We start from the raw sequence: 12,356 nt of genomic DNA on the forward strand, positions 1-12,356 counted from the left end.
GCGCCCCGAAAATTTGCGGGAGAAGTCACATTAGGGCTGGACTGTCAGGATATGTCGCGGAATTAGGGGCCGCATTCACCTGCGCACGGCTAGGCATCGCCACGGAACCGCGCCGCGATCACGCCCCCTATATCGCAACTTGGCTCAAAGCCCTCGCCACCGATCCGCGCGCTGTTTTCGCAGCCGCAAGTAAAGCGCAGGAGGCCTGCGACTACCTCGCTGGACTGGGCCGCGAAGGAGCTCGCTGCCAAACGCCTGCCCAAATCTGACCAATGCCTCCTTTCCCGGCGTAACGTTCTGCTCACCTTGCATATGTTCCCTATTTGTTCTATCGGAGCTGAAACGCCGACTCGTGAGCATTCCGCCTTGCCCCAGATTCGATCTCTGCATAAAGTGATTCACAGTGCTGCACCTTGCGGCATGACGGGGCAAGGTATGACGTCCAAGAACCGCGTGACGGTAAATCTCGCCGAGGATGAAGCAGCCCAACTGGCAGCGCTTGCAAAAAAAGCAAAGTTATCAAAAGCATGGTTAGCGCGCCACGCCATTTGTTCGTGGCTGGAAAGCGCCAAGAAAATCGAAGACGAACACGAATTGCCGCTTCCATTCAGGGCGGGGCGAAAGGGAAGCTTATGAGCGCGCGTCTGACCGAAGCCGGAGAGAAGGCCAAACTTCGGTCCATTGAACTCTTCGCAGGATGCGGCGGACTTGCACTAGGCTTGCATCGCGCGGGTTGGCATGGACTGTTCGCGGTTGAGCGTGACCCGATGGCATTTGAGACATTGGCTGCCAACTTGGTTAAAGAAGACGCCCCCTATCGCGCGTTTGAATCTTGGCCGGAATGGATGCCCAAGGCGAGCACCGATCTGATCAAGTTTCTCGAAGACAAGGCGCTATGCGCTGAGCTGCGTAAGCTGCGCGGCACAGTCGATCTGGTCGCTGGCGGCCCGCCCTGCCAAGGTTTCTCCGTAGGCGGAAAGCGCGACGGGGCTGACGATCGGAACGCGCTGGTTTATCGGATGCTCGATTTTGTGGAGATCGTGCAGCCCCGCGCCGTGCTGATCGAAAACGTCGAAGGCATAGCCCGCCGGTTTGTATCCAAGCCCGGAACCACTGGTTCGTGTGTAGCGGAGGACGTGATCGCGAAGCTGGAAGACCTTGGCTATATCGCCAGCTACCATCTGATCAACTCGGCCAATTTCGGTGTGCCACAAGCTCGCCGCCGTGTCGCTATCATCGGTGTGCTCGCGGCTGGGATGTCGCGCGACTGCCTTCATGACTTGACGGCAGCAGCGCTTGAACTCGCAGCAAAGCAGACCCGCATCGAGCACGGCCTGCCGGTCAAAGGCGAAATCAGCGTAGAAGACGCTATCGGCGACCTCGCGGGCGATTCCCTTATTCCTTGCCCCGATAGCCCCGGTTTCATGGCTGGGGCCTATGGACCACCAAAGAGCGCATATGCAAAACTGATGCGTGAGGGCGTAGCAAAGGGCACCCATCCAAACTCACATCGCATGTCTAAGCATGGTCCCACAGTGCGCGCGCTTTATGAATTGGCACACGCCAGCCAGCGCCCTGGCCGTCTGACGAAGGAATTCCTTCTCCAGAACGGCACGAAGAAAGACAAGAAGGTCTTGTTGGACCGCACCGCTGTAGTTTCGACCATAACGACGCACCCGGACGAATACATTCACTACCTGTACCCGCGAAACATCACGGTTCGCGAAATGGCGCGACTGCAATCGTTTCCCGATCGTTTCACATTTCACGGTCGCTACACTATTAACGGCCCTCGGCGGCGGTTCGATGTCGCACGTTGCAGCCAAGTAGGTAATGCGGTGCCGCCTCTTATGGGTGAGGGCCTTGGGCGCGCGATTATCGACCTATTGCGCGAAGTTGACGAAACAAAGGTGAAGCCGAAAACGAAGGGCCGCGCCAAGGTAAATGCCTAAAAGCTGCCGTTCCGCAACTGGGTCGCGGCGGATTATGCAAGCGATTCGGTAAAAGGACACGAAGCCAGAATTTGCGCGTGCACCGGATGCTGCAAGCTCTAGGCATGCTGCTCATTGCCTTCCTCGGCACCCCCAAGGCCAAGATCACCAAGCGCCGCGTTCAGCGCTGAAGCAAGGTCGTCTGCTTGATCCGAAGAAACCATTACGATGTCCGCCGGAGTCCCCCTCGGTGCAACTCCGGTTGGGAAAACAAGCAATGCCTTTGGGAACTGATCAGCCAAGCCGGCCCAGATTCCAGCGAAGTCGCGCATATATCCGAGGACCTTGTAGACGCTGTCGCGGATATAGGCCGGGTCCTCAGTCTCTTTCACTTCAACCAGCACGCGACGTTCTACCGTGCCGATGATGAAGCGAACCATGATGTCTGGACGCCGCTCTTGGCCAGTTACGCCATTGTGTGCGCCAACGATTTGCAGATATTCAGACGACGTGCCGAAAATGCCGCTGGGAACCTGATCGAAGAATATCTCCGCCTTCACCGCACTGTCGGGATGGCGATAGGTCGCAACCGCCGAGCGCCCTCGCTGGATCAAGCCGTAGCTAAGCGGTTCGCCAAAGCCGAGATCGTGCTCGACTGCCTGCATGACCAATATGAGTGTGTAGAGTTCGAACAGGTCGTCGCTGGAAACTGGAGCTAGCCAGCCTTTCCGCAGCAGTTCCATGAGCTGCGCCCACTTTCCCCGGATGACAGCTTGGTCAAAGTCGCGCGCAAGGTGGGCCAATCGGGAGTAACGCGGATCGCGGTGACGCAACGCAGTTGCCAGCATGCGAGCGCCAATCCGATGTTCCAGCTCAACGCCCAGCAAGTAGGTGTTAGAGAGAGCCTGCGTTGCTGAATCGCGAATGTCAGCCAATCGCTTGGGAAGTGCGCCCGTGCCCCGTCGCGCCATCTCGCTTGCGGAAGTGACAATCCTCGTCAGGAACAGCTTAAGCAGCCGGTTTTCAGGGATGTCGGCTGACTTCTCAACGTGTTGGACGAGATAGCGGCCTCGCGGGACTGCGCCGGATAAACGACCCATTACAGTTTCCTGCCACAGCACGCGGCCCTTAAACGACGGCTCCACAGAAGGGAGCGAAGATCGCGAGCCATGGCCCAAATTCTTCAGCAGGATAGGCAGATCGCGGAAGATGAACTTTTCGACCTCTGGCTGCGATAGCCAATAGGCCATCGCGAGAAGTTCAAGGCTACCCCCGCGATCATTGAGCCGGTCCAGAAATGCCTGGACATCGACTTCGCCCCCGTCGCTGAAAGACGGCAGGAATTCAACGTCGTGGCCCGGCAGCAAATATCGGCCAGCATTGGCCGTATCGCAGATCGCTTGTGCCCAGATTTCGCGCTTGGATGGCAAAAGCTAATCCATTGCGCCAGTGAATGTCCGCAATCGCGTCATACTCTCGTCCGGCAGTGTCGGCATGCCTAGCGCAGCGGCCAACGACGCGGCTATATCACAGGTCTGTTCGTGCCGGCCTTCAAACTGCGGGAAGAGATAGGATTCGAGCGCAGCCAGCACGAGCTTGGCAGGCTCCTTCTCGAAACGACGCATACGATCTATGAAACGTATCATATCAAGTGGGATCGCAGGCCCAACACGCAAGTCCAGTGCGCCTAGACCAGCGCCAGATTCCACAGCAAAAATCGCGGTCAAATAGCTCAGAACGCCTTCATGAAGTGCATCGCCGCCGTCTAGCAGAACCGCCGCGCCGGTTTCGAGAATTACACGATAGTCAGCTTCAGCCGGGATGGCGATCTCGATCACCGCCACCCGGCGCGAGAAAGCGAACGACATCTGGAACAGGCTTGCTTTGTCGAAAGTGTTCATGGTGCCGATCAGGCGCCAGGACGGATCGAGGCTGTAAACGTGATTATCCGCTTCTTGGGTATTCGCCATCCCTAACACCACCCGCCGGTAAGAACCGTCGTCTTGGCGCTTCCGATAGGGAAGCATGATGCTCTTTCGTTTGCCTCCCAACAACGTGAACATTTCACCGAAAGCCTTGTCGATGTCGGCTCGGTTCATTTCGTCGATAATGAGCCACTTGTTCGCCGCCATTGCCTCCGTGAAGACGCCGGGGATGAAGTCTAGCGGTTCCGCGTCGCTCCCAGGTTGCGGCACAGGCATATAGCCACCGATCGTATGCACTGACGTCCAATCTGACGTGGCAGTCACAACATCATAGGGCTGCGGAATTTGCCTGCATACAGCTTCCGCAAGTTCGGTTTTGCCTACTCCGGGGGCACCCATCAGCAGCACATGCTTACCGGCGGCGAGAGCAGCCGTGACCTTCGCATATGCTTCCTGCATGCCCCGAAGATCGCCTAGATCTGGCACAGCAGGTAGAGTGGCAAACCAGTCAGGTTCGGGTTTCAGCTCAGGTGCATCGGCAGCAGGCCCGACGGCAACTGCACCACCCTCGGCAAACGGATCCCCAGCAGCGGCTGGCGCTGGCGGCAAGTTTTCACCGTAATAGAGGAGGAGGATATTCTTCCCAAACTCGCGGATCGGTTCGAGCTGATCGATAGCGACGTCAACGGCTTTTACGAGTTCGCCAATGTCTTCCGCAATGCTGTCAATGTTGCCGTCGTCGGGTTCGGTCGCCCGGTACGTCATGAATTGCTCGAATTGGCGAGTCACCGCCCGGACCGACACGCCCTCATCACGCCACCAAATGTCGGCGTCGCCCCAAGTTTTGTATTGGAAGCCACGCTCGCGTTCGAGCGGGTCAATCAGATTCTCCAGCTCATGCCGGACATAGGTGGCTGCGCGGCGCGGTTCCGCCTGCTCCGCTCGCGCGGCACCTAGGAAAATGCCAATCAATAGCCGCTGCGGATCGCGCCCTACCAGCCATAGGCGGACATACACGATACCGAAGGAGTCATATTTCTCGACAACGCCTTCAGGATAGATGTCGAGGAAGCGGGATGGCACGCCCGTCGGAAGGTCGCGCGAGCCAAATGCCCAAGCGAAATTGCGCTTTGTGCCGAGATTGCCAAGAAACTGGGGCAGTTCCTCGTTAACCGACGCCGGTTCGTTGGCAATGAAGGACGATAAGAACAAAGCTTTCCCCCGCGTAATTCCCGCCCTCCGGGCGTCTCAGTCGTGCCGGAATATACTGGGCACCGGATTAAGCCAAGCACGCGAGGCCGACCACACTGGGACGTATAACGCGACATTGAGGCGCTGCTAAAGACTGACCAAACCTTAGTGTGTAACTTTGGTCGATAGGGCCTGCGCCCATTTTGTCAGTGCCGCCCGTTTTTCATCAGCAAAGCCGTATACGTTGTATCGTGCCTGGAGCCCTTTCAGAGCATGGCCCAATACCAGCTCGGCAACAACTTCTTCCACGCCTAAGCGGCTAAGGTGCGTTCGCACCGTCCGGCGCAGATCATGGAGGGAGAAACGCGCCATCGGTCGTTTAAGGATCGCTTCAGCCTTTTCATGGAGATCATCGATCACCTTCCGGGCAATCCCGGCGATGGGCTTCTCGCCGTTGGTCGTACTCAGCAGGAAGTCACCTCCTTTCCATCGTGGCAAGCCTTCAATGATGGCCACGGCTTCGTCGGGCAACGTGACGAGGAAATTGCGACCGCTCTTATAGTGCTCGGGAGGAATGGTGAGAGTGCGGTCGCTCGCATCGAACCATTGCCACCGGGCCGCGCATATTTCGTTCTCCCGACAACCGGTCAACATCAACAACCGAAGCGCTTGGCCCCACGGATCGCGAAGTTTTCCCGCCGCTGCCCAAACCGCCCAGGCTTCCTCCATGCTAAGGAATCGTTGCCTCTGACCTAGTTTAGGTACGGGTACATCCTTGAACGGATTCGATTTCACCTTCCCATGCTTGCGCGCCCACTCGAAAAGCATGGAACCCCACTTGCGAACTTCTGACCCAGCGCCGTTCCGCATCGCCGTATCGCCTGTGACTGGATCCGGTGCCCCCTTCCGGACATCCTCGACAAGCTTGCGCGCATCTCGCTCGGTTATCGTCCCAGCAGGTCGCTCGCCCCAAGCAGAAACAACGTGGCGATTAAGAAGCCACTTAGCGTTGCGCCACGAGCGCATCGACTGCTCCGCATGGACCAGATACTCCTCGACCAACACATTGACCGTATCTCGCCGCCGGACAGCTTGATCTTCAAGCACGGCAATCGGGTCCTCACCTCGTTCAATGGCCGCCAAATATTCCAAGGCCTTCTTGCGCGCTGCCTTGATCGAGACGGCCGGATAGGAGCCTAAGCTTACGCGATGATATTTAGCGCCGTTCAGCTTGGTTCCTCGCTCTGTCGTGCCACCCGCGCCGCGAACACGGAAACGCAGCGTCCATGTGGGGCGCCCGCGAGGGCCAGCACGGACAACCAAGCCATCGATTGTGCCGTCCTTTATGTCCATCCGCTCGGCTGGTGGGTGAGCGACCAGCCCATTCAGTTCGCGGTCGGTAATGCCTTTGGCCATAAATTGGGGTCCAAATTGGGGTGCAGATTGCCAACGCTTTCCACGCTTAGTAGCAAACAGCAGCGAACGCCAGAGGACTACTATATTCAGTGAATCAGAAGCTTAGCGACCGCTGGAGAACGGGGGTGAAAAACGACGCCCAGACCACCCCAAAGTTGCCAAGGTTGGGGTCGAGGGTTCGAATCCCTTCGCCCGCTCCAGTTTCCACATCACCCAAATCATTGAAAACAGGCGCGATGGTTTCCCCTCGGGACACCGTTTGCGTCCTTTCGCCTTGCGCGCTTTGCCAGATCTGCAACGAAGCGAATTGCGGTGTTGGTTGAAGCGGTAAGGCGGGTTAGGCTTTGCATTGTAATCCGCTAATATTTCTGCCTGCTGGAGTTGCCCCCTTGCGCCGTGCTTTTGCCGCCAAAGTCCTTTCCCTAATCGCCGCGCCTTTGCTGATCGCCGCTGCCCCGGCTGCCGCGCGCGAGACGGCGTTTCCGGCGATGTCGGAAGAAGTGCTTGCCCCGAAGACTACGCCCAAGGGCTATGACGTTACGGTCATCGTGTTCTCGGATTACGGCTGCCCTTATTGCAAGAAGCTGCACGGCACGCTGGCGCAACTGCTGGCGCGGGATCGCAAGGTGCGGATCGTCTGGCGCGACTGGCCGATTTTTGGCGGGGCATCCCTGCTGGCGGCGCGCGCGGCCATCGCCAGCCAGTGGCAGGGCAAGCACGCCGCGTTCAACGCCGCGTTGTTTGCGCAACCCGGACGGATGACCGATGCTTCGGTGCAGGCTGCGGCCAAAGCGGCGGGAATCGACTGGGCACGGTTGCAGCAGGACATGAAAGCACGCGCCAAGGAAATCGACACGGTAATCGGGCGCAGCAATGCCGGAGCCAAAGCGCTGGAATTTCAGGGCACGCCGGGACTGCTGATCGGCAATGCCCGCTTCGGCGGCGCAGCATCGCTGACGCAGTTGATGGACGCCGTGGCACAGGCCCGCAAGGACGGGCGAGGCTGATTTTCGCCGCACTGCAATATCGCTTTTATTGCTGATATGCGACGGTTTGAGCGAATTGCCCGATCACTGTGATCAGGCAAACCCGTTGGGAACGCATCTTTGAATGACATATCCGATTGATCGCCCCCGCCACCGCGCAGGGTGAACAGGAGGAGAGTCAGCCATGACAATCAGAAAATTCGCACTGGCCGCATTGCTGGCTGCCGGATCGCAGATCGCGTTGACCGGCGTGGTCCATGCACAGGACAAAGGCGCATCGCCCACCATCGCCGAAGGCACCGCCACCAAGGAATGGTGGCCCAAGAGCGTCGACCTTACCGCGCTGCGCCAGAACGAAGCGACAATGGCCAACCCCTATGGCCCGGACTTCGATTACGCCAAGGAGTTCGCCACGCTCGATCTGGATGCGGTGAAGGCAGATATCCGCAAGGCTCTGACGACATCGCAGCCGTGGTGGCCGGCAGACTATGGCCACTACGGCCCGTTCTTCATCCGCATGGCATGGCACAGCGCGGGCACCTATCGCACGGCTGATGGGCGCGGCGGGTCTGACGGCGGCGAAATGCGTTTCGAACCGCTGAACTCATGGCCCGACAACGTGAGTCTCGACAAGGCGCGCCGTCTCGTCTGGCCGATCAAGCAAAAGTACGGACGCAAGCTGTCATGGGGCGATCTGATGGTGCTTTCGGGCACCGTCGCGATGGAGGACATGGGGTTCAAGACGCTGGGCTTTGCCGGCGGCCGCGTGGACGCATGGCAGCCCGATCTGGTGTTCTGGGGCCCGGAAACCAAGATGCTGGATGACAAGCGCCGCGATTCCAAGGGCAATCTGAAAGGGCCGCTGGGCGCAACGCAGATGGGCCTGATCTATGTCAATCCCGAAGGCCCGAACGGCGTGCCCGATCCGCTGGCAGCGGCAACCGACATCCGCCGTGCCTTTGGCGCGATGGCAATGGACGACGAGGAAACCGCAGCGCTGATCGTGGGCGGCCACACCTTCGGCAAGGCCCACGGCGCGCACAAGCCGGAGGAATGCTTGGCAGGCGACCCCGGCATGGGCAAGATCGAACAGCAGGGCCTTGGCTGGGCCAACAAGTGCGGAAAGGGCAATGCCGAGGATACTGTTTCCAGCGGTCTTGAGGGCGCATGGTCGGCCAATCCGATTGCGTGGAGCAGCCAGTATCTGGACAACCTCTATGGCTTTGAATGGGTCAAGACCAAGAGCCCGGCAGGCGCAACGCAGTGGATTCCCAAAGACCCTGCGGCGGCAAGCCTTGTGCCCGATGCACATCGACCTGACGTGCGGCACGCGCCGATCATGTTCACCACCGACCTTGCGATGCGTGAAGACCCCGGCTTCCGCAAGATCACGCAAGCCTGGCAGAAGAACCCCGATGGCCTTGCCGATGCCTTTGCCCGCGCGTGGTTCAAGCTGACCCACCGCGATATGGGTCCGCAGGCCCGCTATCTGGGCAAGGACGTGCCCAAGGTGACGCTGACGTGGCAAGACCCGCTGCCTGAAGCGAAGTACGCGATGATTGACGCGAACGACGTGTCGCAGCTCAAAGGCAGCATCCTGTCATCCGGCCTGACCACGGCAGAACTGGTGCGCACGGCATGGGCATCGGCATCGACTTTCCGCGCGACCGACATGCGCGGCGGTGCCAATGGCGCGCGTCTGCGGCTTGCCCCGCAAAAGGACTGGGCGGTGAACGACCCTGCCGAAGTGGCCAAGGTCACGGCAAAACTCGATGCGATCCGCACCGCCTTCAACAAGGGCGCAAAGGGCGGCAAGCAGGTAAGCCTTGCCGATCTGATCGTGCTGGGCGGCAATGCGGCCATTGAGCAGGCGGCCAAGGCCAGCGGGCAGGACGTGACCGTGCCCTTCACGCCGGGCCGGGTCGATGCCACGCAGGCACAGACTGATGTTGCATCGTTCAACTTCCTGCAGCCCAAGGCCGACGGGTTCCGCAACTACTATTCGGCGGATTCGTTCTACGCCCCGGTCGAAGCGCTGGTGGACAAGGCCGATGCGCTGCATCTGACCGTGCCCGAAATGACCGTGCTGGTAGGCGGGATGCGCAGCCTTGGCGCCAATGCGGGCGGATCTAAGGCGGGCGTGTTCACCGACCGTCCGGGCACGCTGAACAACGACTTCTTCGTCAACCTGCTGTCGATGGACAACGTGTGGGCGAAGGCGGCAACGCCGGGCCTTTATGAAGGCAAGGACCGGGCCAGCGGCACGGTGAAGTGGACGGCGACGCCGGTTGACCTCGTGTTCGGATCGAACTCCGAACTGCGCGCGGTGGCCGAAGTCTATGCCTCCAACGACGCTGGCCAAAAGTTCGTGACCGACTTTGTGGCGGCATGGACCAAGGTGATGAACGCCGACCGGTTCTGATCGGTCAGTACAAGATCCGGTGCCCCTGGATCGAGCGGCGGCGGGGTGGCAAGCCCCGCCGCCGTTCTTATTCCGGCTCTTGCCGTCCGAGGCGCGGCGCGATCAGCGCACAGGCGATCAGTTGCAACTGGTGGAACACCATAACCGGCAGCAACACGATACCGACCGAGGCGGCGGAGAACAGCACGCCTGCCATCGGCACGCCTGAAGCAAGGCTCTTTTTCGATCCGCAGAACAGCAGGACCACGGCGTCCTCTCTTGAAAGGCCCAGCGCGCGGCCCAGCCCCCACGTTGCGCCAAGCACAAGGCCCAGCAGCGCAAGGCAGACGAGGGTGAGTACCAGCAGGCTGGCAGGAGCAACGCGCTGCCACAGGCCTTCGACCACGGCCGCGTCGAACGCGGCATAGACCACCAGCAGGATCGATCCGCGATCCACCTTCCCCAACCATGCCTTGTTCCGCGCCACAAAGCCGCCGATCCACGGACGCAACAGGTGCCCCACCACGAAAGGCAGCAACAGTTGCAGCACGATGGTTTCGACCGAGGTCCACGAAAAGCCGCCGGTGGTCCCAGCCATCAGCAGCGCGACGAGTGCGGGCGTGAGGAATATCCCTGCAAGGTTCGAAAACGATGCCGCGCAGACCGCAGCCGCCACATTGCCGCGCGCGATGGCCGTGAATGCGATCGAAGACTGCACCGTCGATGGCAACAGCGTGAGGAACAGCAGGCCCGCTGCAAAATCCCTGTCCAGAAAGGGCAATGCCGAAGAGGCAAGGCCAAGGAGCGGGAACAGCACGAACGTGGCCGCCAACACCATCAGGTGCAGCTTCCAGTTGCGCGCGCCGTCGATGATCGCCTCGCGCGATAGTTTGGCGCCGTGCAGGAAGAACAGCAGCACGATCCCGGCATCCGCCGCGCCTTCCACCACCGGAACAAAGGCGCCGCGCGCGGGCAGCAGCGTGGCCAGCAGCATGGTTATCAGAAGCGCGACAAGGAATGGATCGACGAGGCCGAAGATGCGCCGGATCATGGGAGCGGTCCTTCGACTGCAATGCGGGAGCTGATGCGCGTGCCATGAAAGCTGCGCCGGTTCAAATCAATGGGAAATGCTGGTCAGACTGCAAGCCTCACAGCGCTCTGCGATGGAGAGGGTCGTGCGACACCTGTTCTCCACGTTCCGCTGTTTGAGCAGATACCCCGAGCAACTCGCAAATTCCGCAACGCGGCCGCCATTCGGCCTGCCGAACAGGTGCCCATGATGACTTGGTTCTGAATCAGCTTCTGCGATGCGACTGGCCAGCCTCTTTTAGTGGCTTATCAAGTGCCTGAAAAGAATGGCGCACCCGACTGGATTCGAACCAGTGGCCTTTGCCTTCGGAGGGCAACGCTCTATCCAGCTGAGCTACGGGTGCAGGGCCTGCCGCGCACCTAGCAGCGCTGCGGCGCGGTTGCCAGTGCTTTTGTTCATGCGTGGTGGTTTAGCATTTTGGTAGCGGACGCGGTGCTAGGCAGCACGCCATGCAGGGACATCTTCCATCAGGCTTCGGGGCCGCCAGCGGCGATTCGCGAATGTCAGCGGCAGCGACCACGGGACGCGGCGAATTCGGGCAGGCTTCGGGCAATGCCATGTCGATGAAGTGGTCGGCCTTGCACGATGCTTCGTCGGTGGTCGGCCAACTGGCCGGGTTGCAGCCCGAAATGCGCAAGCCCGAAGTCCGCAATTTCCCTGCGATCATGCGCGATACCGGTGGTTGGCGCTACGAACTGGCCAAGCAGGGGGTCGACGATCTGGCCGCCTTCATGGAGCCGGGTCTGGCAGCATTGCTGGCAGTATCGGCGCGCGGGCATTCCCCCGCACCCGCCGCAACAGCTTTGTGGCATGAATTCGTGGCCGCACGCAGCGCCCTGCTGGGCCTGATCCCGCCGCTGGGAATCAAGCGCCGAACCTGATCTTCACCCACCCCAGGCCGCGCAGTGAGGATCGAGGCTGACCAACTGGCGCCGCAACGATGCGCGGGCCAACCGTTCCACCTCGGCCTTGCGCCTTGCCGCAGCCAGCGGCACCGTGGGCGCAGGCCGCAGGATTTCCGCGTCATAGCCATCGGCCACGATCACCCCGCAAGCATGGGGCAGGAAATCCTCTGTCTCCAGCACCGCCCGATCGAGATGCGGCGCAAGTCCCCAATAGAACCGGTCGCAATGATCGAGATAATCGGTCCACTTGGCATCGCCGAGCAAGTCGGCACGCGCCACCTTGATCTCCACGATCACCACCTGCCCTTTGGCATCGATGCCCATCAGATCGGCGCGGCGACCGGAGCGCAACGGCATTTCGGGCAGGCACCAGATATCGTTGCGCGCAAAGAGACGGCATATCCCGCGCGCCACAGCGCGGGCTTCGCGTTCAACCGCTTCGGTGCTGGCAGGCGCTTCTGGGCTGGCTGACGCTGTGGCCGACAGTGATTCGATCATGTCGGCCACGTTA

General features: G+C 60.3%; 11 protein-coding genes and 1 tRNA gene. 6 read left to right on the forward strand and 6 right to left on the reverse strand.

Annotation, left to right across the window (positions count from 1 at the left end):
- Positions 1-41: 41 nt before the first annotated feature.
- The 3 genes from ACOVQ0_RS05890 (at position 42) to ACOVQ0_RS05900 (ending at position 1,952) form a co-directional block, all read left to right on the forward strand.
- Positions 42-269 carry a zincin-like metallopeptidase domain-containing protein gene (locus ACOVQ0_RS05890; protein ID WP_421881500.1) on the forward strand — a complete coding sequence of 76 codons (228 nt, stop codon included), beginning with the start codon at positions 42-44 and terminating at the stop codon, positions 267-269.
- A 166-nt stretch (positions 270-435) separates the two neighbouring features.
- The gene (locus tag ACOVQ0_RS05895; protein WP_421881417.1) at positions 436-636 is read left to right on the forward strand and encodes a ribbon-helix-helix protein, CopG family; all 201 of its coding nucleotides are present in this window, start codon (positions 436-438) and stop codon (positions 634-636) included.
- The gene (locus tag ACOVQ0_RS05900) at positions 633-1,952 is read left to right on the forward strand and encodes a DNA cytosine methyltransferase (protein WP_421881420.1); all 1,320 of its coding nucleotides are present in this window, start codon (positions 633-635) and stop codon (positions 1,950-1,952) included. The genes ACOVQ0_RS05895 and ACOVQ0_RS05900 overlap by 4 nt, the downstream gene beginning before the upstream one ends.
- Positions 1,953-2,050: 98 nt before the next feature.
- Here ACOVQ0_RS05900 and ACOVQ0_RS05905 read toward each other — a convergent pair whose 3' ends face one another.
- The 3 genes from ACOVQ0_RS05905 to ACOVQ0_RS05915 form a co-directional block, all read right to left on the reverse strand.
- Positions 2,051-3,361, reverse strand: coding sequence for a hypothetical protein (locus tag ACOVQ0_RS05905; RefSeq protein WP_421881422.1), 1,311 nt, complete (start codon positions 3,359-3,361; stop codon positions 2,051-2,053).
- 3 nt (positions 3,362-3,364) lie between these two features.
- Positions 3,365-5,068 (reverse strand): AAA family ATPase, encoded by a 1,704-nt coding sequence (locus ACOVQ0_RS05910; protein WP_421881425.1) that lies wholly within the window; start codon positions 5,066-5,068, stop codon positions 3,365-3,367.
- Positions 5,069-5,212: 144 nt separating this feature from the next.
- Positions 5,213-6,463, reverse strand: a complete 1,251-nt coding sequence (locus ACOVQ0_RS05915; RefSeq protein ID WP_421881429.1) for a tyrosine-type recombinase/integrase — start codon at positions 6,461-6,463, stop codon at positions 5,213-5,215.
- A 389-nt stretch (positions 6,464-6,852) separates the two neighbouring features.
- On the opposite strand from ACOVQ0_RS05915, the gene ACOVQ0_RS05920 reads away from it, so the two are divergent.
- Both ACOVQ0_RS05920 and katG read left to right on the forward strand, forming a co-directional pair.
- Complete coding sequence (locus ACOVQ0_RS05920) at positions 6,853-7,470, forward strand: DsbA family protein (RefSeq protein ID WP_421881432.1); 618 nt, start codon at positions 6,853-6,855, stop codon at positions 7,468-7,470.
- Between the two features lie 163 nt (positions 7,471-7,633).
- Complete coding sequence (gene katG, locus ACOVQ0_RS05925; protein WP_421881435.1) at positions 7,634-9,871, forward strand: catalase/peroxidase HPI; 2,238 nt, start codon at positions 7,634-7,636, stop codon at positions 9,869-9,871.
- Between the two features lie 67 nt (positions 9,872-9,938).
- Here katG and ACOVQ0_RS05930 read toward each other — a convergent pair whose 3' ends face one another.
- Positions 9,939-10,901 (reverse strand): bile acid:sodium symporter family protein, encoded by a 963-nt coding sequence (locus ACOVQ0_RS05930; protein WP_421881438.1) that lies wholly within the window; start codon positions 10,899-10,901, stop codon positions 9,939-9,941.
- Between the two features lie 305 nt (positions 10,902-11,206).
- Positions 11,207-11,283, reverse strand: a tRNA-Arg gene (locus ACOVQ0_RS05935).
- 106 nt (positions 11,284-11,389) lie between these two features.
- Here ACOVQ0_RS05935 and ACOVQ0_RS05940 point away from each other — a divergent pair.
- Entirely contained in the window at positions 11,390-11,821 is a 432-nt protein-coding gene (locus ACOVQ0_RS05940; protein ID WP_421881441.1) for a hypothetical protein, read from the forward strand.
- A gap of 3 nt (positions 11,822-11,824) precedes the next feature.
- Here ACOVQ0_RS05940 and ACOVQ0_RS05945 read toward each other — a convergent pair whose 3' ends face one another.
- Positions 11,825-12,343, reverse strand: a complete 519-nt coding sequence (locus ACOVQ0_RS05945) for an MmcB family DNA repair protein (protein WP_421881444.1) — start codon at positions 12,341-12,343, stop codon at positions 11,825-11,827.
- Positions 12,344-12,356: the final 13 nt, after the last annotated feature.

Origin of the sequence: Novosphingobium sp., from assembly GCF_049240505.1 — a bacterium.
In the GTDB taxonomy this organism is placed as follows: Bacteria; Pseudomonadota; Alphaproteobacteria; order Sphingomonadales; family Sphingomonadaceae; genus Novosphingobium.

Bases quoted from the DNA above. Each gene is read 5' to 3' on its own strand.
- ACOVQ0_RS05915 (WP_421881429.1), bottom strand. From the start codon at position 6,463: ATGGCCAAAGGCATTACCGACCGCGAACTGAATGGGCTGGTCGCTCAC.
- ACOVQ0_RS05895 (WP_421881417.1), top strand. From the start codon at position 436: ATGACGTCCAAGAACCGCGTGACGGTAAATCTCGCCGAGGATGAAGCA.
- ACOVQ0_RS05930 (WP_421881438.1), bottom strand. From the start codon at position 10,901: ATGATCCGGCGCATCTTCGGCCTCGTCGATCCATTCCTTGTCGCGCTT.
- ACOVQ0_RS05900 (WP_421881420.1), top strand. From the start codon at position 633: ATGAGCGCGCGTCTGACCGAAGCCGGAGAGAAGGCCAAACTTCGGTCC.
- ACOVQ0_RS05945 (WP_421881444.1), bottom strand. From the start codon at position 12,343: ATGATCGAATCACTGTCGGCCACAGCGTCAGCCAGCCCAGAAGCGCCT.
- katG (WP_421881435.1), top strand. From the start codon at position 7,634: ATGACAATCAGAAAATTCGCACTGGCCGCATTGCTGGCTGCCGGATCG.
- ACOVQ0_RS05940 (WP_421881441.1), top strand. From the start codon at position 11,390: ATGCAGGGACATCTTCCATCAGGCTTCGGGGCCGCCAGCGGCGATTCG.